Below are 22,782 nucleotides of genomic sequence, written 5' to 3' on the forward strand. Positions count from 1 at the left end.
AATGTATCGTCAAAGTTTAATTGAAAATCAACTGTTTCTTTTTCGATATCGGCCATAATCTCTTCAGAGATTTTACGCATTCTGGCCTCAGTATAACGCATTGCTGCAGGACTGTCTCCATCGACAGATCCAAAGTTACCCTGTCCGTCAACTAATAAATAACGCATACTCCATTCCTGCGCCATACGCACCATTGCATCATAAACAGAGGTATCACCGTGTGGGTGATACTTACCCAGAACCTCCCCTACAATTCTCGCAGACTTTTTGTGGGCAGATCTTGATGTTACACCTAAATCATACATTCCGTAAAGAACTCTTCGGTGCACTGGTTTCAAGCCATCTCTAACATCAGGAAGTGCTCTCGATACAATTACTGACATCGAATAATCGATGTAAGCTGACTTCATTTCATCCTCTATGTTAATAGGAATTAACTTTTCTCCTTCAGACATAAGTTGTTATATTAAATAATTATATTAGTTATCAAAGCGTGCCAAGATACGTTTTTTTAAAATTTTTTCAGCCATTTCCTTACACTTATTTGAACGATTTATTAACAACTTTATTTTGGCTTTTAGTTAATAAATTAAGCGTTTTTTAACTCTTTTATTATCTTTTTTTTCGTCTATTAGCTGACAGTAGTTCTAGAAGGTACGGTTTTTGTTTTTAAAACAGTAATTCACTAAATTTACAATACCAATTATATATTATGGATGATAATTTTTCACCAAGAGTAAAAGATGTAATTACGTACAGTAAGGAAGAAGCTCTTCGTCTAGGGCACGACTTTATTGGTACTGAACATCTTATGCTAGGTATTTTAAGAGATGGTAACGGAAAAGCTATTCATATACTTAATAACCTAGCTGTCGATTTAGATCATTTACGCAGAAAAGTAGAAGTACTTAGCCCTGCCAACCTGAGCGTTGAAGTAAATGCAGAAAAGAAAAACCTTCATCTTACCCGACAGGCCGAAAGGGCCCTGAAGACCACTTTTCTTGAAGCAAAAGTATTTCAAAGTTCATCGATTAGCACGGCACATTTGCTGTTATGTATCTTGAGAAACGAAAACGATCCAACAACCAAGCTATTGAATAAACTAAAAATAGATTATGACGTAGCTAAAGAACAGTACTTAAATATGACTCCAAACGAAGAAGAATTCTTAGAAAACTTGCCAAGAAACGAATCATATAATGATGATTCAGGACAAGATGACAGTCTAAAAGAAAGCAGTTTTAATAATCCCGCCAATAAGTCAAACAAAAAATCTAAAACCCCAGTTCTAGACAATTTTGGGAGAGATTTAACAGAAATGGCTGAGGAAGGAAAATTAGACCCTGTTGTAGGACGAGAAAAAGAAATTGAGCGTGTATCGCAAATTTTAAGCCGTAGAAAAAAGAACAATCCGCTTCTTATTGGAGAACCTGGAGTTGGTAAATCTGCTATTGCAGAAGGACTTGCTTTGCGTATTATTCAAAAGAAAGTATCTCGTATTCTTTTCAATAAGCGTGTTGTAACTCTTGATTTAGCAAGTTTAGTTGCTGGAACAAAATACAGAGGACAATTTGAGGAAAGAATGAAAGCCGTGATGAACGAGCTTGAGAAAAATGACGATATTATTCTTTTTATTGATGAAATCCATACTATCGTAGGTGCTGGTGGAGCAACAGGTTCGCTTGACGCTTCAAATATGTTCAAACCTGCTTTAGCAAGAGGCGAAATTCAATGTATTGGTGCTACTACTCTAGACGAATACAGACAATATATTGAGAAAGATGGCGCATTAGAAAGACGTTTTCAAAAAGTAATTGTTGAGCCAACTTCTGTTGAAGAAACAATTGCTATTTTGAACAATGTAAAAGACAAATACGAAGATCACCACAATGTAACATATACACCAGAAGCCATTGAAGCTTGTGTTAAACTTACAGATCGCTATATGTCTGAGCGTTTCTTACCAGACAAAGCTATTGATGCTCTTGACGAAGCTGGATCTCGCGTACACATTACCAACATTGATGTCCCTAAACAAATTCTAGATTTAGAGCGTCAGTTAGAAGAAGTTCGCGAAATGAAAAATATGGTAGTTAAAAAACAAAAATACGAAGAGGCTGCCAAACTTCGCGATGACGAAAAACGTATCGAAAAAGATCTTGCTTTAGCACAAGAACAATGGGAAGAAGATTCTAAAAACAACAGAATTGAAGTTACAGAAGACAATGTAGCCGATGTTGTTTCTATGATGACTGGAATTCCTGTAAACAGAATTGCACAAACAGAAAGCAACAAATTGGCTCAATTGCCTGAATTGATTCAGAATAAAGTAATTGGTCAAAATGAAGCAGTTTTAAAAATCGCTCGTTCTATCCAACGTAACAGAGCTGGACTTAAAGATCCAAACAAACCAATTGGTTCGTTCATTTTCTTAGGTCAGACTGGGGTTGGTAAAACGCAACTAGCTAAAGTATTAGCAAAAGAACTATTTGATTCTGAAGATGCTTTAGTTCGTATCGATATGAGTGAATACATGGAGAAATTTGCGATCTCTCGTTTAGTTGGAGCGCCTCCAGGGTATGTTGGATACGAAGAAGGAGGTCAATTGACTGAAAAAGTTCGTAGAAAACCATATTGTGTTGTTCTTTTAGATGAGATCGAAAAAGCGCATCCAGACGTATTCAATATGATGCTTCAAGTTTTAGATGACGGATATTTGACAGATAGTTTAGGTCGTAAAATTGACTTTAAAAACACTATCATCATCATGACATCTAACGTTGGTGCACGTCAGTTGAAAGATTTCGGACAAGGTGTTGGATTCGGAACTGCTGCAAGAGCAGCACAAGCCGATGAAAATTCGAAAAGCATTATCGAAAATGCTTTGAAAAAAACTTTTGCTCCTGAGTTCTTAAACAGAATTGATGACGTAATTGTATTTAATGCATTAGAAAAAGCTGATATTGATTTGATTATCGAAATCGAATTGAAAAAACTTTATTCTCGTATTGCAGAGTTAGGTTACAAATTAAGCTTAACCGACAAAGCAAAAGCATTTATTGCAGAAAAAGGTTTTGACAAACAATTTGGAGCGCGTCCTTTAAAAAGAGCAATTCAGAAATATGTCGAAGATTTGTTAGCAGAAGAAATCATCACCTCTAAAATTCATTCTGGCGATGAAATCATGATGGATTTAAAAGATGATTCTCAAGAATTATCAGTCGAAATTCACAAAGCAGAAGAACCGACTAATCAATAAATTAGTCAAAAATTATAACACATATAACATGCCCGTTACGTTTTCATAACTTAACGGGTATTTTTTTTATTAAAAATCACTATCTTTAGTAAAAGCAAATAGCTATTTTTGAATTTAAATTCTATAATAAAAAAACAAAATATGCTTCAAAACAAAGTCATTTTAGGTAGCGAAGAATGGTGCGCATTTCCAGAATTAGGAATCCCGACAATTAAGGCTCGTGTAGATTCTGGCGCCAAAACTTCGGCAATGCACGCTTTAAACATAGCTCCTTTTATAAAAAATGATGCCAATTGGGTTAAATTTGATATTAATCCAATTCAGAATAATATTAAAACTGTTATTCACTGCGAAGCGCCACTGGTAGACAAAAGGATCGTTAAAAGCTCAAGTGGTTTTAGAGAACACCGTTATGTTATTCAAACTAGTCTAAAAATCGGCGATACAAAATGGCCAATTGAAATGACCTTGACTAATCGCGATTCTATGGGCTTTAGAATGCTTTTAGGCCGTGAAGCTATGAGCGGAAGGGTTTTGGTCGATCCAGAACAAAAATACCTTCTAGGACAGCCTACAGCAGAATCTTTAAAAGAATTATATCAAAATTCTGAAAAAGCAAAAACTGGTTTGCGAATTGGTCTTTTAGCCAGCAATCCTGAATTATACAGCAATAAAAGAATCATGGAAGCCGGCGAAATGCGCGGGCACGAAATGCATTTCCTGAACATCAAGGAATGCTACATGAAATTGGATGCCAAGAAGCCTGAAATTCACTACAGAGGCGGAACAATCTTAAACGAATTTGATGCTATTATTCCAAGAATTCGCCCGAGTATCACCTTTTACGGCTGCGCTTTAACACGTCAGTTTGAGGCTTTGAAAGTCTTTGTTTTAAATTCATCAACAGCGATCACACAATCCAGAGATAAATTATATTCTTTACAATTGCTTTTAAATAGCGGAATCGATATTCCAACTACTGGTTTTGCCAATTCTCCGCTTGACACAGACAACTTAATCAAAATGGTTGGCGGATCACCTTTAATTGTAAAATTATTAGAAGGAACACAAGGAAAAGGCGTTGTTTTAGCCGAAACCAAAAAAGCAGCAGAAAGTGTGATCAATGCTTTCAAAAGTTTAAATGCCAATATCTTAGTTCAGGAATTCATTAAAGAAGCTAACGGAAAAGATATTCGTTGTTTTGTAATCGACGGAAAAGTGGTTGCTGCAATCCAACGTGAAGCAATGCCAGGCGAATTTAGAGCTAATATCCATTTGGGCGGAACCGCATCTGTCATAAAAGTAACTGCCGAAGAAAAAAAGATTGCGATTAAAGCCGCAAAAGCAATGGACTTAAAAGTGGCTGGAGTTGATATTATCCGTTCTTCTAAAGGCCCATTATTACTTGAAGTAAACTCTTCTCCAGGTCTTGAAGGAATTGAAGGCGCGACCAATAAAGATGTTGCAGGAGAAATGATTAGAGCGATTGAGAAGAATTTTAAATTATAATTAATAGCCTTTTTCAAAACTTCATCAATGAAAAAAATCACAATCTTTCTAATTTTAATTATAACAAGTTGCAGTAAAAATGATTGCTCTGATAATGAAAAAATTAGAAAGATTGAAACTGATAAAATCGTAGAAACTTTTATTAAACAAAACCGTATTGAGAATTCTAAAAACTCTTACGCAGTTTGCAACAGTTTTAAGAAACTTAAAATCAGTACTGAGGACATTTACGCAAAACCTACAAAACCATCAGTTGTAAAACTTCCTCCGAGGTTACCAATTATTCTCCAAAACACGAAAATTTATATCCAAATGTTATTGAACGCTAATACGAAAGGAGAAAAAATATTCAACGTTAAAGATTCAATAAATTTTGTAGAACAGAATAACTGCTTTTTAAAATATACATTATCAAAAAAGATATCAAAAGAACTAAAATTAATTTCTGTCTCGAAAATAGATAAAGCCAATGATTATATCATATTATCGATTCCGATATTCTCTGAAGACAACAAAAAAGCCTATATGGAAGTTGATTGTTATTCAAAAGAACTGCCATATGGAATATCGGTGTACTTAGAAAAGAAAGACAATGTTTGGAAAATCATAGACACTAAAAATATCTGGACTAAATGTCTGGGTTAAGAAAACATTTAATTACTCAAAAGCTTTGTCAAAGTTTAAACCTTTGGCAAAGCTTTTTTATTTAACTTTAAAATAAAAAACATGACTTTTCCTTATTTAGATATTATTATCAGAAGTGTTGCTGTCTATTTCTTTATGACAATTGCGCTTCGCGTTTTTGGCAAAAAAGAGCTTTCGCAATTAAATACTGCCGATATAATACTAATTTTATTAATAAGCAACTCCGTTCAAAATGCGATGGTTGGTCCAGATACAAGTTTAATAGGAGGATTAGTCGCTGCACTGGTTTTGTTTTCGATCAACTTTGCTATTAAGAAATTAACAAAGAGATTCAAAACTCTTGGCGATTTGCTATTGGACAAACCTGAAATCTTAATTCACGATGGCATATTAGATTTTAAAACTTTGAGCAGATTAGATGTTTCGCACGAAGAATTAAAGGAAGCTGCGCGCGAACACGGTTTAGAACACCTTACAGATATTAAACTCGCTATGCTCGAAATTGACGGAACTATCAGTATTATTTCAAAAGACCAGAAACAGCTTAAACAGACACATTACAAGCGAAAACACAATCATAAAAACCTTCAAAAGTTTTGATTTTATTTTCCGACTTGAATTCTAACAGCGCCTAAACCATCTTTAAAATCATCTGCTTTTTCATATTTAGGCACTACGATTTCTTTTCCTTCTTTATCAATAAAACCATATTTCCCGTCCAATTTTATCACGGCAATTCCGTCTTTAAACGATTCAATTACATTATATTTAATTGGAGTAATTTCTTTTCCTGTTTTATCAATCAATCCATATTTATCGCCTATTTTCACTTGAATTAAGTCATCATTTAAAACCATAAAATCGTATTTTATTGGAACGATTTCTTTTCCGTCGTTATCCAAAATGCCATATTTATTTTCCAGCTTTACAATAGATATATTATCCTTAAAATAAAAATTCATATCGTACTTGACAGGAACTACAATTTCCCCTTCTTCACTAATTACTCCAAATTTATTATTAGATTCTACTACTGCAAAACCTTCTTTAAAATTTTGAACTTGATCATAAATTAGAGGAACAACCTCTTTCCCAATCTGATCTACAATACCAAATTTGCCATTTAATTTCACAACAGCAAATCGATCTGCAAAGTCAATTATTTCGTCATATTTCGGAGTTATCTCTTCTCCAACCACATCTATAAAACCCCATTTATTGTTTAGTTTTACAGCTGTTATTTCAGGTGATAAAGTTTTTGCATCATCATACTTTTTAGTTAGCAAAACATCTGAAGACTTGATTAAATATTGATTTTTAGCGTTTTTATTACTTACAATTACCCAATTCTGCTTATTAATTATTTCATCATAAGTACAGCGAATAACTTCTTTTCCGGTTTTATCTACTACCCCGCTTTTGCCTTTTAATTGCACAACAGCAAACCCATTTTCAAAAGCAGTAATACCGTCGTATTTGCAAGGAACTATTTCTTTTCCTGTCTGATCAACAAAACCGTATTTAAACGCTTTGTCATTTGCCTGCGCAAAACCAGTTTTTACAATCAGCATCAAAACCAACAAAATTATTCTCTTCATTATTTTAAATATTAATGTATTTACAAAAGTCTGTGAAATCGGTTTTATATATAACCTTCAAAAGTTTTTATTCTTTCACTTTAAAACAAATTAAAACAAAAAAAACCGATTTCAGATTTGAAATCGGTTTTCTATATTAACAAAATGTGATTTACTTTTCACATTTTACAAAATTCATTTTCTCAGATTACATAAAGACGCTTAGAATAAAATAAACCAAACCTGCTAATAAAGCTGAAATTGGAATAGTTAAGATCCAAGCCCAGATTAAACTTACGGTAACTCCCCATCTAACGGCAGAAACACGTTTTGTTAATCCAACACCAATAATAGATCCTGTAATTGTATGTGTTGTACTTACTGGAATTTTTAAGTGTTCTGTAAAGTAAAGTGTCAAAGCTCCTGCAGTTTCTGCTGCAACACCTTCAAATGAACTTACTTTAGTAATTTTAGATCCCATTGTTTTCACAATTTTCCATCCACCACTCAAAGTTCCTGCTGCAATCGCAGAATAACATGCTAACGGAATCCAGCTTGGCATTACACCTTTAATACCTGCGTCGTCATTTGGAAGCACAACATCTAACCAAGCATCCATGTGAACTCCTGGATTAGTATTGATATATACTGCTACAGCTGCAGCAATAATACCCATTACTTTTTGAGAATCGTTTCCTCCGTGACCTAAACTAAATGCCGCAGAAGATAATAACTGCATTTTCTTTAAAGCAGCATCTGCCTGATGAAGATTTAAACTACTGAATATTAAACAAAATCCGCTCACTGTCAAGATAATGAAAGCAACTAAGAACCATTTAATATTATGAGAATCGAATACAACACTCCAGAAATGAGAATCAAAACGAGGTTTTCCATGCTCTACAATTTCTTCATAAGAAACCATCTGAACGTAAACAAACCAAATCGTTGCAAGCATTAAAGCTACAGTAAAGATTTTTGGCCCAAGACTTTTACGTGAAGCATTTAATAGCCAAATAGAAATCAAATAAGATGCTATAGCACCTATTAATGGAGCTAAAACGATAAATGCAATAATAATGATGACTCCCGAGGGCATTCCACCATCTTTACCGGCCTTATACCAGCTTACAATTTCATACCAGTAGTGAGTTGCTCCGTCTTCTCCAACATAACCAGAGAAACCGTGAACTGCAATAGCGTGCGCTACAGCTGCTCCTGCGAAACCTCCAATTAAGGTATGTGAAGAACTTGAAGGGATTCCTAACCACCAAGTCAATAAATTCCAACAAATTGCTGCAATTACTCCGGCTAGGATAACAACAAGGTTAATTTCCATTGTGTGCGCTGTTTTAGCAACAGTATCTGCAACACCAAATCCAAAAACCCAATAAGCCAGAAAGTTAAAAAATGCTGCCCAGACAACCGCCTGAAAAGGTGTCAAAACCTTTGTTGCAACAACAGTCGCTATAGCATTTGCCGCATCATGAAAACCATTGATGTAATCAAAAATTAAGGCTAATACTATAATTAATATAAGTAGCGTCATAAAATTATAACTTCAGATTGAAAAATTGAATTAAGAATGTTTTACAGAAATAGATTCTAGTATGTTCGCAACACTCTTACATTTGTCTGTTGCTGATTCTAAAACAGATAACACCTCTTTATATTTAATAATATTTTTAGCGTCTGTTTCGTTTTCAAAAATTTCAAAAACTGCTTTGTTATATACGTTATCAGACTTGTTTTCTAGTTTGTTAATTCTAGCACAAGCATCTTTAATAACTTTAAAGTTTTGTAAGTTTCTCAACTCTTTTACAGCACTATCAATGTTTTGACAAGCTTCAAGGTTGATTTCTGTCATCTTTCTGATAGATTTTGTAATCTTATCAACTTGATACAATCTCATACGGCTAGATGCACCATGAAGGTAATCTGCAACGTTGTCAATTGAAGTAATTAACGTGTGAATGTCTTCTCTATCAAATGGAGTAATAAAGTTTCTGCTTAACTCAAGGTTAGTCTGACGTGTAATGTCTTCTCCTTTTTGTTCTAATTCGTCAATCTTTTGAAAAAGAATTTCTCTTTCTTTTAATGGTAAATTTACAGCTTCGTGTAAGTTAGAAGCTAATTCAATTAAATTGCTAGAAGCCTCTTCAAAAAGTGGAAAGAATTTTTTGTCTTTCGGCACTAAAAATTGGAAAATACTGTTTATTGACATTGTTTTATTTTTGATAGCGCAAAATTACCTTCAATAACACGTTTCAGTGTTAAGCCATTGTTAACAAATCGTTTTCAATTTGAAAACTCTCAAGGAATAACACCGTGTTTTCTATATCATTATGTAAGATTCTGTCTTCTTTTACCAAAGGCACCACTTCTCTGTAGCTGTTTAAGAACATTTCGATAAAATCACTTGATTTTAAAGGCTCTCTGTAGGCAATTGCCTGAGATGCATTTAATAATTCGATTGCTAAAATACGTTCTAAATTGTCTAAAATACGTAAGGCTTTTGTAGCGCCATTTGCTCCCATGCTCACGTGATCTTCCTGACCGTTGCTTGAAACAATACTATCGATACTTGCAGGTGTCGCCAATTGCTTGTTTTGACTTGCAATACTTGCTGCAGTATATTGCGGAATCATGAAACCTGAATTTAATCCTGGATTATCAACCAAAAATGCTGGAAGATTACGCAGTCCCGAAATTAACTGATAGGTTCTTCTTTCAGAAATACTTCCTAATTCGGCCAAAGCAATTGCCATAAAGTCTAATGCTAAAGCCAAAGGCTGTCCGTGGAAATTTCCTCCAGAAATAATCTGATCGGCTTCTATAAATATATTAGGATTATCGGTAACTGAGTTGATTTCTGTTTTGAATACTTTTCTAACATAATCAATTGCATCTTTTGAAGCTCCGTGAACCTGTGGCATACAACGGAAAGAATACGGGTCTTGAACGTGTTTCTTTTCTTGAGTGATAATTTCACTTCCGTCTAAGAATTCAGTAATTCTTTGTGCGGTTACGATTTGCCCTTTGTGCGGACGTATATAATGTATCAATTCGTTAAATGGCTCAATTCTTCCGTCAAAACCTTCCAAAGAAATAGTTCCGATTAAATCTGCCAAATACGAATATTTGTAAGCTTTAATTAAAATATGAGCTCCATAAGCACTCATAAACTGGGTTCCGTTTAACAAAGCCAAACCTTCTTTTGACTGTAAAACGATAGGTTCCCAATTAAAATGTTTTAAAACTTCAGCAGAAGCTACCTTTTTTCCTTCAAATAACACAATTCCTTCTCCAATTAAAGGCAAAGACAAATGTGCCAAAGGAGCTAAATCTCCAGAAGCTCCAAGTGAACCTTGAGTATATATTATTGGTAGAATATCATTATTGTAAAAATCAACCAAACGCTGTAATGTGATTAACTGAATTCCAGAATGACCATAGCTTAAAGATTGGATTTTAAGCAACAACATCATTTTCACAATTTCGGCAGGAACTTCCTCTCCTGTTCCGCAGGCATGAGATTTTACTAAGTTTTCTTGAAGCTTAGATAAATTTTCGTTAGAGATTTTCACACTATATAAAGACCCAAAACCAGTATTGATTCCGTAAATTGGAGCCGTATGTGATGCCATTTTCTTATCTAAATAATCACGGCATTTCTGAACATTTACTTTAGCTTCTTCAGATAATTCAAGAATTTTATTCTGACTTAAAATTTCTTGTAATGTTTCTAAAGTAATAGTTTCTGAACTTATATAATGGATCTCTCTCATGATGATTGTAAATTTTAAACGCCAAAATTCAACAAATCAATATTAAAAAGCAACATTTTATCACAATAATTAAGATTTCTTTAAAAGCAGTTTAACTATTCCAAATCGCTTTTCAGATCAAAATATACAGCTACATCCCATTTTTAAGGTCTTTTTGAGTTAAACACCAATCATTTGCACCGACTAAATCTCAAAAAAAAGCTATCCAAAATATATCAAAACATCAATTTAGCATATTCAATTTTAACAAATACTCAATATTGATTTATAGAGATTTGAATTATTAAAATATTCGTAAAAAAGCCTTTTAAGTTTTTAACTCATATAAAAAGCTGTACTTTTGAAAAATCAAAAATGAAAAGTAACAGCATAAAATATCAATCTACAATTATTACAGCTCAAACAGGAGTTGCAATTGCTGCTACCATTATTACTACTACAACAACTACTACCCCTTAGGGGTATACATTTTTACATATAATCCTAGGTTACCTATACTTTTTTCTTGAAAGAAGAGAGTTATTGGATACATAAAAAACATTTACAAAAAAAATAGTCGCAGTTTTCAGTTTCAGTTCACAGTCGATAATCTTTGAACCTTTGTCACTCAAAATCTTTGCACCTTATTAAAAAATATCACAAAATGAAAGTATTAAAATTTGGCGGAACTTCGGTTGCCAATGCTCAAAATATAAAACTCGTTCTCGACATTGTAAACCAAAAAGCAAAACAAGATCAGCTTGTTGTTGTAGTTTCTGCTCTTAGCAAAGTGACCGATTTACTTCAAGCAGCGGCGGCAAAAGCAGCGGCAAATGACGAAAGTTTTAGAGAAGTTGTTGCCGAAATTGAGAAAAAACACCTTGACACCTTAAAAGAACTGATTCCCGTAAGCGAACAAAGCAGCCTTTTAAGCCATGTAAAAAGAATCATTAACCATTTAGAAACTTTATTGGACGGATGTTTCTTGCTTGGCGAATTATCTCCTAGAACTGCCGATACTATTTTAAGTTTTGGTGAATTGCTTTCGTCATTCATTATTGCTAAAGCCTATGAGCAAATCAGTAAAGATGCAGTTTATAAAGACAGCCGAGAATTAATTAAAACAGATAATAACTTCGGGAAAGCAGCCGTTAACTTCGAAGTTTCAAATAAATTGATTCAGGAATATTTTGGTTCGAATGAATCGAGAATCAATATCCTACCTGGATTTATTGCACAGACTCTTGATGGAATCACTTCGACTTTAGGACGTGGCGGATCTGATTATACTGCAGCAATTATCGCGGGAGCAATCAATGCGGAACAATTGGAAATCTGGACTGACGTAAACGGAATGTTTACTGCAAACCCAAAAATCGTAAAACAAGCACAGCCAATTGCTACTATCTCTTATCAAGAAGCGATGGAATTGTCGCACTTTGGAGCAAAAGTGTTGTATCCACCAACAATTCAGCCAGTTTTAAGAAAAAACATTCCAATTTTAATCAAAAATACTTTTGAACCTGAAGCTGAAGGAACTTTGATTTCGAATCAGGTTTCATCAAAAGATACAGTTGTAAAAGGAATCAGCCATATCGATCATATTTCGCTTTTAACTCTTGAAGGCCCAGGAATGATTGGAGTTGCAGGTTCTTCTAGACGTTTGTTTGAAGTATTGTCTCAAGAAAAAATCAACGTAATTTTTATTACGCAAGCTTCTTCTGAGCATTCAATTTGTATCGGAATTTTAAATTCAGATGCTGATAATGCCGAAGCTGCAATCAACAGCGCTTTTGAAATCGAAATTTCGCAAAACAAAATCGATCCTTGTTATGTAGAAAAAGACCTTTGCATTATTGCTCTAGTGGGTGAAAACATGAAAAATCACCAAGGTTTAAGCGGAAGAATGTTTAGTACTTTAGGAAAAAACAACGTAAATATTCGTGCCATTGCACAAGGTGCTTCTGAAAGAAATATCTCGACTGTAATTAACGAAAGAGACGTTAAAAAAGCACTGAATACTTTACACGAGAATTTCTTCGAAGAAAACACAAAACAGCTGAACCTATTTGTGATGGGAGTTGGAAATGTGGGAGAAAAATTCATTGAGCAGATTCACAATCAAAGAAAGTTCTTAAAAGATAATTTAAAGATCAACGTTCGCGTAATTGCTTTGTCTAATTCTAGAAAAATGGTATTTGACGAAGACGGAATTTCTTTAAAAAATTGGGATGCCGCTTTAAGCGAAGGCGAACCAGCAAGCATTGAAGAATTTATCAAAAAGGCAAAAGAACTGAATTTACGTAACAGCATTTTCGTGGATATTACTGCAAATGCAACGGTTTCTGAAGCTTACGAGAAATTCTTAAAAGAAAGTATTGCCGTTGTAACTTGTAATAAAATTGCTTGTTCTTCTGCTTACGACAATTATAAAAAACTAAAAAGCTTATCTCGTCAATACAATGCTCCTTTCTTATTTGAAACGAATGTTGGTGCGGGATTGCCAATTATCGATACGGTAAAAAACTTAATTGCATCTGGAGATAAAGTGCATAAAATTCAGGCAGTTTTATCTGGAAGTTTGAACTTTATTTTCAACAATTTTGACGAAAATAACTCTTTCCACGATGTGGTAAAAGAAGCTGGAGTTCAAGGTTTCACAGAACCAGATCCAAAAATTGACTTAAGCGGAATCGACGTAGCGCGTAAAATCTTAATCTTAATTCGCGAAAGCGGTTACGAAATGGATATTGACGCTATTGCAAACGAATCGTTTTTACCTGCAGAATGTTTAGCAACAACAAACAACGAAGATTTCTTCGCATCATTAATCAAACATGCTGCTCATTTTGAAGGTATTTATAAAGAAGCTTTAGCCAAAGATTCAAGATTGAAATACGTAGCGCAATTCGAAAACGGAAAAGCAAGCGTAGGACTGCAATTCATCCCGAAAGATCATCCTTTCTATAATTTAGAAGGAAAAGACAATATCGTATTGTTCTACACAGATCGTTATGTAGATCAGCCTTTATTGATCAAAGGAGCCGGAGCTGGTGCAGCAGTAACAGCATCAGGAATTTTTGCCGACGTTATTCGTATTGGGAATGTTTAGCCGCTAAGGCACTAAGCCGCTAAGTTTCTAAGTTTTTTTATACTTAGCATCTTAGAAACTTAGTATCTCAGAAACTATAAAAATAAACTTTGTGCCTTAGCGCCTTCGTGGCAAAAAGACCAAAGCCTTAAAAAATAAAACTTTGTGACTTTGTGCCTTCGCGGCAAAAACCAAAAAAAATGGAAATAAAATTATTCTGTCCCGCTACAATTGCCAATCTCTCATGCGGATTTGACGTACTCGGACTTTGCTTAGACAATGCGGGCGATGAAATGATTGTTCGAAAAGTCGATCAAAAAGGAGTTCGAATTACTAAAATTGTCGGTGCCGATTTGCCTTTGGAAACCGAGAAAAACGTTTCTGGAGTTGCTGCTTTGGCAATGTTGGAAACTTTGGACGAATTAGACTTCGGATTCGAAATCGAAATTTATAAAAACATAAAAGCCGGAAGCGGAATTGGAAGCAGTGCTGCAAGTTCTGCGGGAGCAGTTTTCGGAATTAATGAATTATTGGGAAGACCATATTCTCGTAAAGATTTAGTTCAGTTTGCGATGCAGGGCGAGAAATTAGCCAGCGGAAACGCGCATGCTGATAACGTTGCTCCTGCCCTTTTAGGCGGATTTACTTTGGTAAGAAGCTACGCGCCACTTGATATTATCAGAATTGACAGTCCAGAGGAATTATACGCAACAGTGGTTCACCCGCAAATTGAATTAAAGACTTCTGACGCTCGTTCGGTTTTAAAACAAAACGTTTCCCTAAAAAGCGCCATCATGCAATGGGGAAATGTAGGCGGATTGGTTGCAGGTCTTTACACCAAAGATTACGAATTAATCGGACGTTCGCTTCATGACGAAATCGTAGAGCCTTTACGAAGTGTTTTAATTCCAGGTTTTGACCAAATTAAACAAACGGCTTATGAAAACGGCGCTTTAGGCTCTGGAATTTCAGGTTCTGGCCCGTCAATTTTTGCTTTAAGCAGAGGAAAAGAAACCGCCGAAAAAATCGCAAAAGCCATGAGCGACGTTTACGAAAAAATGAATTTACCGTATGAAATTCATGTCTCGAAAATCAACCCTGATGGTGTCCGCATTTTGTGAGATGTGAAATGTATTAAGTAAGAAGAATTAAGTATTAAGAGTTATACGAGACGCTTGTCAGGCTGAGCGGAGTCGAAGCTCCCGCAAAGCATAGACACAATACATAACCGTGTAGTTTGTCATTTCGACGAAGGAGAAATCTCCACGAGAAGCTCGACAAAGATTGGATTAACGTTGCGGAGTTACTTGCGAAGATTTCTCGTTCCTCGAAATGACAAAAATGCTTAAAAATAACTATTGAATAAAAAATATAACCACAAAGCTTTGCGATCTCTGCGTTTTCAAAAGAAACCAATTACTTGCGCTCTTTGCGGTTAAATAAAAAGCAACCAATGAAATACTACAGTTTAAACCATAATGCCCCAAAAGTTTCTTTTCAAGAAGCTGTTATACAAGGATTAGCAACTGACAAAGGATTATATTTCCCAGAAAGTATCACACCGCTTGATCCTTCTTTTTTTGATAAAATTGAAAGTTTAAGCCACGAAGAAATTGCTTTTGAAGCCATTAAACAATTTGTTGGCGACGAAATTCCAGCAGAAAAACTTAAAGAAATCATTGCCGAAACTTTAGTTTTTGATTTTCCGGTTGTGAAAGTCGAAGACGGAATCTATTCGTTAGAATTATTTCACGGACCAACAATGGCGTTTAAAGACGTTGGAGCGCGATTTATGTCACGTTGTTTGGGCTATTTCAATAAAGACAAAAAAGACGCTAAAAACACCGTTTTAGTAGCTACTTCTGGAGATACAGGCGGAGCCGTTGCCAGCGGATTTCTTGGCGTTGATGGCGTTGATGTTGTCATTTTATATCCGTCAGGAAAAGTGAGCGATATTCAGGAAAAACAATTGACTACTTTAGGGCAAAACATTAAAGCGCTTGAAGTTGACGGTGTTTTTGACGATTGTCAGGATATGGTGAAAAAAGCGTTTTTAGACGAAACTTTGGCACACAAAAACCTGACTTCTGCAAACTCGATTAATATTGCGCGCTGGTTACCGCAAATGTTTTATTTCTTCTTTGCTTACAAAGCGTTGAAAAGCCAAAACAAACCTTTAGTTTTCTCTTGCCCAAGCGGAAACTTCGGGAATATCTGCGCCGGAATTATGGCAAAGAAACTAGGTTTGCCAATTGAACATTTCGTAGCGTCTACAAACGTAAACGATACGGTGCCAAGATTCTTAGAAAACGGAAAATACGACCCAAAACCTTCTAAAGCCACAATCTCTAACGCCATGGATGTTGGAAACCCAAGCAACTTTATTAGAATTCAGGAATTATACAATAACGATTTAAAAGCTTTCGAAAAAGATTTCTCTTCTTATAGTTATACTGATGAAGAAACGCTTGAAGCACTAAAGAAAATCTACAACACAGACGGTTATATCGCAGAACCGCACGGCGCTGTTGGTTATTTAGGTTTGAAAAAAGAGCTTGAAAAACACCCCAACGCCATTGGTATTTTCTTAGAAACAGCGCATCCTATTAAATTCTTAGATGTTGTTGAACCTGCTTTAGGAATTACACTTCCTATTCCTGCTCAAATTGAGAGTGTTATTAATGAGGAGAAAGTGAGTGTGAAGATTAAGAGTTATGAGGAATTGAAGGATTTCTTGGGGTAATCTTTACCATCTATAAAATTTCGCAGCCACAAATTATCTGTAATTTGTGGCTTTTTTTTTTGAAATCAACATTAGCTTTATGCAGGATAAATTATTATGTTTGAAATAATTAAATTATAAGTTATGATAAAATCCATAAACATTAAACAGTTTGCATCTTATGACGAAAATGGAATTCAAATTAATAATTTGAAGAAAATAAATTTTATATATGGAGCAAATGGATGTGGTAAAACTACAATATCAAACTTTTTATTTGACAATAGTAATGATAATTTTAAGCATTGTACCTTAAACTGGAACAACGAACAAAACATTCCTACATTAGTCTATAATAAACAATTTAGGGAGCAAAATTTTGGCAGTGGGCAAATCAGTGGAATTTTTACACTAGGAGAAGCAACAGCTGAAGAAATTGAGAATATAAGATTAAAAAATGAAGAACTAAAAACTATAAAACAAGTTGGTTTGCTGAAGAAAGAAACTTTAGAAAAACAAACTGCTTCTATTCAAACTTTAGAAACTAAGTTTAAAGATGATACTTGGTCTAAAGTTTATAAAAAACATGAAAAAGATTTTAAAGAAGCTTTTGTTGGATTTTTAAAGTCTGAAAGTTTTAAAAATAAATTGCTTGAAGAATATAAAAACAATAAAGTTCCTGTTGAATCAATTGAAGAACTGAAATTAAAAGCAAAGACAATACTAGGAGAAATTCCTCAAAATATTACATTAATAAGCCTTATCTCTTTTGATAGAGTTATTGAAATTGAAAAGAGCTTAATTTGGAAAAAAATTATTGTTGGGAAAGCAGATGTAGATATTTCAAAACTCATTCAAAAATTAAACATTAACGACTGGGTGAATGTTGGTAGAAATTATATTGAAAACGACACTTGCCCTTTTTGTCAAAAAGAAACAATAACTATTGATTTCAAAAAGCAATTAGAAAGTTATTTTGATGAAACGTATTTAGAAGATTTAAATCTTATTAATTCATTAAAACAAGAATATTTTGGATTAATTGACAATGTACTTAATGAGTTAAACCTTATTGAGGTTAATCAAAAAAATTTCACAAAATCAAAACTTGATAATGATAAATTTTCAGCTTTTCTAAAAACATTAGCAAGCCAGATATCTACAAATAAAGAACTTATAAACAACAAAACTAAGGAACCAAGCAGAATCATTGAAATAGTTTCGTTAAAAGAACAATTACGACTAATTTCTGAACTAATAATTGAAGCAAATAAATTGATTGGCAATCATAATAAAATTGTAACAAACTTTGCCGAGGAAAAGAAAAAATTAATCAATTCTATTTGGAGATATGTTTGCGAAGAAAATAAAATTGATATTGATACATTCTTGAAATCATCGCAAGGAATTCAATCATATATAGATAAATTAAAAATTGAAAGAGAAACAAAACTAAACGAATTTAAAACTCTAGATGCTGAAATTAAATTATTAGCAAAGAATGTTACTAGTATCCAACCAACAATTGATGAGATAAACAAAACCCTAAAATCATATGGTTTTTTGAATTTTGAAATTGTTCCTTCTAAAGAGATTGGTTTTTACCAAATTCAAAGAGAAGATGGTACAATTGCCGAATCGACATTAAGCGAAGGAGAGATTACATTTATAACTTTTTTGTATTACTTACAACTTGCTAAAGGTGGGAGTTCAGAGGATAACGTAAATTCTGAGAGAATTTTGGTAATAGACGACCCAATTTCGAGTCTAGATAGTAATGTTCTTTTTCTTGTAAGTACTTTAATAAAAGAAATAATAAAAGAAGTAAGAGTTGATATTGGAAATATAAAACAAATTATACTTCTTACCCATAATATATACTTTCACAAAGAAGTTACGTATGTTGACAGTTCATATAGAAAAGGTGAAAAAGCCCATTTCTGGATCCTAAGAAAAAACAATAAGCACTCTACTATTCAACCATATTTAGATAAAAATCCGATTCAATCATCATACGAATTATTATGGAGAGAAATTAAAGAATGGGAAAAAAACTCTGGTATTACAATTCAAAATACGATGAGACGCATAATTGAAAATTATTACAGTATTTTAGGAAATCGTAGGGATGACTTTTTATTAAGTAAATTTACTTCTAAAGAAGAAAAAGAAATTTGCAGATCACTAATGAGTTGGACAAATGAAGGCTCACATACTATGCCTGATGATTTATATATCGAATCTCCTGACAATACAATTAGTAAATATTTGGATGTTTTCCGAGAAATTTTTGTTCACACAGAAAATATAGGTCATTATAATATGATGATGGAAATAGAAGAAGAATAATTTTTTTTAAAACTGCATCCAAAAGTTTTGACAAAAATCAAGTTGCACGAAATTGAAACAGAAAATGGGAGCAGATACGAAGTCCGAGACTTCGTAAAGCATAATTTAAATGCCCGCAAAAATGTATCTAAAATTGAAAAAAAGAATCAAATTATGAATCAAGGTTAATATTCATTTTTTTAGCAAATTTGTAGATCAAAGCTCCTAAATTATAATAATCGGACACCCCTATAACTGTTTTACACGAAACACATCGTATAAATTGCAATTTAAAGTTAGACTTATTGGGTGTTTCCAAAACAGTTTCAAAAGAACGGTTTTCACATTTAGGGCATTTTGAACCAGAATAATTATTTGTAAACATAAGCTATAATTTTTAATCAAATATATCAAAACCACTATAATGACAGATAGGTATAAATACCTGATTTTAAACAAGCTTATTCGAATTCAACAGACTTTCGAGACCTACAATCAGCGACTTCGCAAACGACAAGAAACAAAAAAAGAGACCTCATCAAAGGTCTCTTTTCATTTAATATATCTTCAAAACGTTTATTTCCCGTTCAATAATTTCTCCAAATACTCCACTTTATCTTTTTCAGCTTGTACCAAACGTTCGTAAAGTTCTACAACTTTATCTAAAGGATTAAAAGTACAATTGTAATCACCTGTTGTAATAATAGGAATAGTACCGTGATCTTGGAAAGTATTTCCAATAATATTAAAAACCGCTTCTTCCGAAAAGTTTTTAATTGCTTCAACAGAAACTCCAAGGGCTTTTGCAATCTCAATTAATCTTTGCTCGTCAACCGTTTCGCTGTTTTCAATATTCGAAACCATCTGCTGGCTTATGCCTAAAGCCAATGCCAGTGCATCCTGCTTCATATCTTTAAGCTCTCTGATACGGCTTATATTTCTGCCGATATGTTTTGGTTTTGTTGCTGTACTCATAATTCAAAGATATTTAAAATTCTTAAACAAAAATAAATTCCTGTAAAAAACAAAGTTGTTTTTGTAAGATACGCTTTTCAATTATATATTTGAACGCAGATTAAACAGATTTGCTTTTGCAATCCCGATAGCTATCGGGAGCAGATTTACACGGTTTACAATTTTAAAATCCGTATTAATCCGCGTCTTCGTGATAACGAATCCGTTAAATCTGCGTCCAATTCGTAAACACAAAGAAATCAAAAGCCAATCAAAATGAAAAAAAATGTTTATTATGTTTTAGTGCTATTTACAATAAGTTTTTCGAGTATTGCTCAACATTCTTTAAATAGAATTTGGATAACCGATAGTATTTTGCCTGTTCCTGAATCGGTATTATTCGACAAAGCAGATCAGATTTTATATACCTCTTTAATGGATGGTTCGCCGGCTGAACGTGACGGAAAAGGAAGCATAGGAAAATTAACTGTCGATGGAAAAATCATCAATCTAAATTGGATATCGGGTTTAAACGCCCCAAAAGGAATGGCGAAATTCAAGAATAAGTTATTTGTAGCCGACCTAACAGAAATTGTAATTATAGATATCAAACAACAAAAAATACTCAAAAAAATAATCGTTGATGGTTCCAAAATATTAAACGACGTAACTGTTGATAAAAAAGGAGTTGTTTATGTTTCTGACCCAAAAGTGGGTAAGATTTTCAAATTAGAAAATGAGATTGCAACTGTTTACTTAGAAAACCTAAACAAACCTAATGGCCTAAAAGCTATCGATACTGATTTGTATTTTTTAGACAGTGGATCATTATACAAAATGGATTCTAAAAAGAATAAACAGCTTTTGGCAGAAGGCATGGATGAAAATACAGATGGAATTGAGCCAATAACAGACAATGCGTTTATTGTGAGCTGCTGGACAGGAGTTATTTATTACGTACATAAAGATGGCTCAAAAGAAATCCTTTCAGATACCAGAAAAGAAGAATATTACACAGCCGATATAGGACTCGACAAGGAGAAAAAAATAGTCTATGTGCCTTCTCTTTTCAAGAAAACCATAGCAGCATATTCGCTTAAATAATTTTAGCAACCATTTATTATATACTAAAAGCTGCAATTATAATTTTGCAGCTTTTTTTATCTTTGAAAAATCAATTTCAGAATATATTACTCGTGATTACAAAAGCACTACAAGAAGACATTCCAGCATTAACCATCTTAATAAATTCAGCATATAGAGGCGAAACTTCTAAAAAAGGCTGGACAACCGAAGCGCATTTACTAGAAGGAAAAAGAACCGACGAACAAGAAATGACCGAAATCTTTCTTGATCCAAAAAATACAATTCTGAAATTTACAGAGAATGACAAAATTATCGGTTCGGTTTTATTGGTTGAAAAAGGACATCAATTGTATTTAGGAATGCTTACCGTTTCGCCAGAACTTCAAAACAGCGGAATCGGAAAAAAACTTTTGGCTGAAGCCGAAAATCATGCAAAATCTTTGGGATTATCGGGTATTATTATGACGGTTATTTCGGTTCGTGAAGAGCTTGTGGCTTGGTACAAACGTCATGGTTATGTAGATACAGGAAAACGTGAAGCTTTCCCTGAAAGTGAAATTCATACGACAGTTTCTGCTGAACCTTTGGAGTTTATTTATTTGGAGAAAAAGATTTAAGTTTTTTTGCCACGAAGGCGCGAAGACACGAAGTTTTTTAATCTAGCAGAGCCGCAAAGTTTTTTCGATAAAGCTCTCCATACAGTTTGTCTTCCTGAGCGAAGTCGAAGGACCGCCAAGATATTCAGCAAAGTTTTTCTCTTTGTCGAGCTACTTATGATCCTTCGTCTTCGCTCAGGAGGACAAAAAAAGAGAATAAAATTATTAAAATATTCAATAAATGAACATACAGCTTTTCTCTAAAAAAAACACTAAACCCTCTATTTGGAGTGGCGGATTGACATATGAATATATGATCTATCCAAAAACCGCCATTTATGCCGATAGAGATTTCGCATTTAGAATAAGCAGTGCTACAATTGAAGAAGTACCTTCAGAGTTTACCAAATTTAAAGGCTATCACCGATACTTAGTTATGCTTGATAACGTCTTAAATGTTGAGGTAAACAAAGAAAAAAAGGAATATGAGAAGTATGAAATAATGGAATTTAATTCGGATGATGAAGTTACTTCTTTCACCAAAGGCACTGATTTTAATTGGATGGTTTCTGAAAAAATATCTCATCATAAACTGGAAATTACAAATCGCAATCAGAATTGTAATGCTGAAGTGGTAATTGTATTTTCTTTAGATACAACCGTTATTACGATCAATGAGAAGCCGCACCATTTAGAACCTTATGATTTATTGGTTATTGAAAATCAAAAAAAGGAAAATATAAGCTTTCATTTTTCTAATGAATGCCTTTTTGGGATATTGGATTTTTAATCGAGTTTTTTTGCCGCGAAGGCGCGAAGACTCGAAGTTTTTATTTTTAATCTCGCAACCCCGATAGCTATCGGGAGCAGAGAAGCAAAGTTTAATTCTCATTTTTGTCATTTCGACGAAGGAGAAATCTTCGCGAGAAGCTCTACAAAGATTGGCGAAATACTTTGCGGAGCCACTTGTGGAGATTTCTCCTTCGTCGAAATGACAAAAATGAGATTAGTGCATTAATCTCTATAAAATCTGCGTGAAATAAAAACTTAGAATCTCAGAATCTTAGCACCTTAGCATCTCCTTTTTATCTTCGATAAAAACTCGTGCGAAACACCCAAATACGACGAAAGATTCTTATTGTTTATCGAACTTACCTTTTGCGGATAACGTTCTTTAAAATCCAAATAACGTTGTTTTGATGTTTTATGAAGAACATCCAAAAGTCTTTGCTGAATGGCAACATTGGC

At 33.8% G+C, this 22,782-nt stretch carries 17 protein-coding genes; 11 read left to right on the plus strand and 6 right to left on the minus strand.

The features are described from left to right. Positions 1-455 (minus strand): DNA gyrase subunit A (locus B3J44_RS07110; protein ID WP_286967391.1); only part of this gene is annotated, 455 nt, incomplete at its 3' end. A 257-nt stretch (positions 456-712) separates the two neighbouring features. On the opposite strand from B3J44_RS07110, the gene B3J44_RS07115 reads away from it, so the two are divergent. The 4 genes from B3J44_RS07115 (at position 713) to B3J44_RS07130 (ending at position 6,013) form a co-directional block, all read left to right on the plus strand. Next, complete coding sequence (locus B3J44_RS07115; RefSeq protein ID WP_286967393.1) at positions 713-3,259, plus strand: ATP-dependent Clp protease ATP-binding subunit; 2,547 nt, start codon at positions 713-715, stop codon at positions 3,257-3,259. Between the two features lie 141 nt (positions 3,260-3,400). After that, complete coding sequence (gene rimK, locus B3J44_RS07120; RefSeq protein ID WP_198857198.1) at positions 3,401-4,768, plus strand: 30S ribosomal protein S6--L-glutamate ligase; 1,368 nt, start codon at positions 3,401-3,403, stop codon at positions 4,766-4,768. Between the two features lie 27 nt (positions 4,769-4,795). Further along, entirely contained in the window at positions 4,796-5,413 is a 618-nt protein-coding gene (locus B3J44_RS07125) for a hypothetical protein (protein WP_286967395.1), read from the plus strand. An 81-nt stretch (positions 5,414-5,494) separates the two neighbouring features. Next, on the plus strand, positions 5,495-6,013 hold the full coding sequence (locus B3J44_RS07130; RefSeq protein WP_198857197.1) for a DUF421 domain-containing protein: 519 nt from the start codon (positions 5,495-5,497) through the stop codon (positions 6,011-6,013). Between the two features lie 2 nt (positions 6,014-6,015). Here the strand turns inward: B3J44_RS07130 and B3J44_RS07135 are convergent, their stop codons facing one another. From B3J44_RS07135 to hutH, 4 genes are all read right to left on the minus strand, one after another. Further along, a complete protein-coding gene (locus tag B3J44_RS07135; protein WP_286967398.1) occupies positions 6,016-7,011 on the minus strand; it encodes a WG repeat-containing protein in 996 nt (331 codons plus the stop codon). 187 nt (positions 7,012-7,198) lie between these two features. Beyond that, on the minus strand, positions 7,199-8,539 hold the full coding sequence (locus B3J44_RS07140; protein WP_286967400.1) for an inorganic phosphate transporter: 1,341 nt from the start codon (positions 8,537-8,539) through the stop codon (positions 7,199-7,201). A 30-nt stretch (positions 8,540-8,569) separates the two neighbouring features. Continuing rightward, positions 8,570-9,214 (minus strand): DUF47 domain-containing protein, encoded by a 645-nt coding sequence (locus tag B3J44_RS07145; protein WP_008462731.1) that lies wholly within the window; start codon positions 9,212-9,214, stop codon positions 8,570-8,572. Positions 9,215-9,263: 49 nt separating this feature from the next. Continuing rightward, a complete protein-coding gene (hutH, locus tag B3J44_RS07150) occupies positions 9,264-10,778 on the minus strand; it encodes a histidine ammonia-lyase (RefSeq protein ID WP_198857194.1) in 1,515 nt (504 codons plus the stop codon). Between the two features lie 643 nt (positions 10,779-11,421). Here hutH and thrA point away from each other — a divergent pair. The 4 genes from thrA to B3J44_RS07170 all read left to right on the plus strand — a co-directional run bounded on the left by thrA (position 11,422) and on the right by B3J44_RS07170 (position 18,919). Next, positions 11,422-13,869, plus strand: a complete 2,448-nt coding sequence (gene thrA / locus B3J44_RS07155; RefSeq protein ID WP_286967404.1) for a bifunctional aspartate kinase/homoserine dehydrogenase I — start codon at positions 11,422-11,424, stop codon at positions 13,867-13,869. A 179-nt stretch (positions 13,870-14,048) separates the two neighbouring features. Then, positions 14,049-14,969, plus strand: a complete 921-nt coding sequence (locus B3J44_RS07160; RefSeq protein ID WP_286967406.1) for a homoserine kinase — start codon at positions 14,049-14,051, stop codon at positions 14,967-14,969. Positions 14,970-15,301: 332 nt separating this feature from the next. Then, complete coding sequence (gene thrC / locus B3J44_RS07165; RefSeq protein WP_286967408.1) at positions 15,302-16,591, plus strand: threonine synthase; 1,290 nt, start codon at positions 15,302-15,304, stop codon at positions 16,589-16,591. A gap of 123 nt (positions 16,592-16,714) precedes the next feature. Then, entirely contained in the window at positions 16,715-18,919 is a 2,205-nt protein-coding gene (locus B3J44_RS07170) for an AAA family ATPase (RefSeq protein WP_286967409.1), read from the plus strand. A 555-nt stretch (positions 18,920-19,474) separates the two neighbouring features. Here the strand turns inward: B3J44_RS07170 and B3J44_RS07175 are convergent. After that, complete coding sequence (locus B3J44_RS07175) at positions 19,475-19,873, minus strand: helix-turn-helix domain-containing protein (RefSeq protein ID WP_274256179.1); 399 nt, start codon at positions 19,871-19,873, stop codon at positions 19,475-19,477. A 255-nt stretch (positions 19,874-20,128) separates the two neighbouring features. On the opposite strand from B3J44_RS07175, the gene B3J44_RS07180 reads away from it, so the two are divergent. The 3 genes from B3J44_RS07180 (at position 20,129) to B3J44_RS07190 (ending at position 22,324) form a co-directional block, all read left to right on the plus strand. Then, positions 20,129-20,956, plus strand: a complete 828-nt coding sequence (locus B3J44_RS07180) for a hypothetical protein (protein ID WP_286967412.1) — start codon at positions 20,129-20,131, stop codon at positions 20,954-20,956. A gap of 92 nt (positions 20,957-21,048) precedes the next feature. After that, entirely contained in the window at positions 21,049-21,555 is a 507-nt protein-coding gene (locus B3J44_RS07185; RefSeq protein WP_286967414.1) for a GNAT family N-acetyltransferase, read from the plus strand. Between the two features lie 220 nt (positions 21,556-21,775). After that, positions 21,776-22,324, plus strand: a complete 549-nt coding sequence (locus tag B3J44_RS07190) for a HutD family protein (protein WP_286967416.1) — start codon at positions 21,776-21,778, stop codon at positions 22,322-22,324. The last annotated feature ends 458 nt before the right edge of the window (positions 22,325-22,782 follow it).

This window comes from Flavobacterium sp. UBA4854, assembly GCF_002399805.1.
Classification (GTDB): domain Bacteria; phylum Bacteroidota; class Bacteroidia; order Flavobacteriales; family Flavobacteriaceae; genus Flavobacterium; species Flavobacterium ginsengisoli.

Bases quoted from the DNA above. Each gene is read 5' to 3' on its own strand.
- B3J44_RS07115 (WP_286967393.1), top strand. From the start codon at position 713: ATGGATGATAATTTTTCACCAAGAGTAAAAGATGTAATTACGTACAGT.
- rimK (WP_198857198.1), top strand. From the start codon at position 3,401: ATGCTTCAAAACAAAGTCATTTTAGGTAGCGAAGAATGGTGCGCATTT.
- B3J44_RS07125 (WP_286967395.1), top strand. From the start codon at position 4,796: ATGAAAAAAATCACAATCTTTCTAATTTTAATTATAACAAGTTGCAGT.
- B3J44_RS07130 (WP_198857197.1), top strand. From the start codon at position 5,495: ATGACTTTTCCTTATTTAGATATTATTATCAGAAGTGTTGCTGTCTAT.
- B3J44_RS07135 (WP_286967398.1), bottom strand. From the start codon at position 7,011: ATGAAGAGAATAATTTTGTTGGTTTTGATGCTGATTGTAAAAACTGGT.
- B3J44_RS07140 (WP_286967400.1), bottom strand. From the start codon at position 8,539: ATGACGCTACTTATATTAATTATAGTATTAGCCTTAATTTTTGATTAC.
- B3J44_RS07145 (WP_008462731.1), bottom strand. From the start codon at position 9,214: ATGTCAATAAACAGTATTTTCCAATTTTTAGTGCCGAAAGACAAAAAA.
- hutH (WP_198857194.1), bottom strand. From the start codon at position 10,778: ATGAGAGAGATCCATTATATAAGTTCAGAAACTATTACTTTAGAAACA.
- thrA (WP_286967404.1), top strand. From the start codon at position 11,422: ATGAAAGTATTAAAATTTGGCGGAACTTCGGTTGCCAATGCTCAAAAT.
- B3J44_RS07160 (WP_286967406.1), top strand. From the start codon at position 14,049: ATGGAAATAAAATTATTCTGTCCCGCTACAATTGCCAATCTCTCATGC.
- thrC (WP_286967408.1), top strand. From the start codon at position 15,302: ATGAAATACTACAGTTTAAACCATAATGCCCCAAAAGTTTCTTTTCAA.
- B3J44_RS07170 (WP_286967409.1), top strand. From the start codon at position 16,715: ATGATAAAATCCATAAACATTAAACAGTTTGCATCTTATGACGAAAAT.
- B3J44_RS07175 (WP_274256179.1), bottom strand. From the start codon at position 19,873: ATGAGTACAGCAACAAAACCAAAACATATCGGCAGAAATATAAGCCGT.
- B3J44_RS07180 (WP_286967412.1), top strand. From the start codon at position 20,129: ATGAAAAAAAATGTTTATTATGTTTTAGTGCTATTTACAATAAGTTTT.
- B3J44_RS07190 (WP_286967416.1), top strand. From the start codon at position 21,776: ATGAACATACAGCTTTTCTCTAAAAAAAACACTAAACCCTCTATTTGG.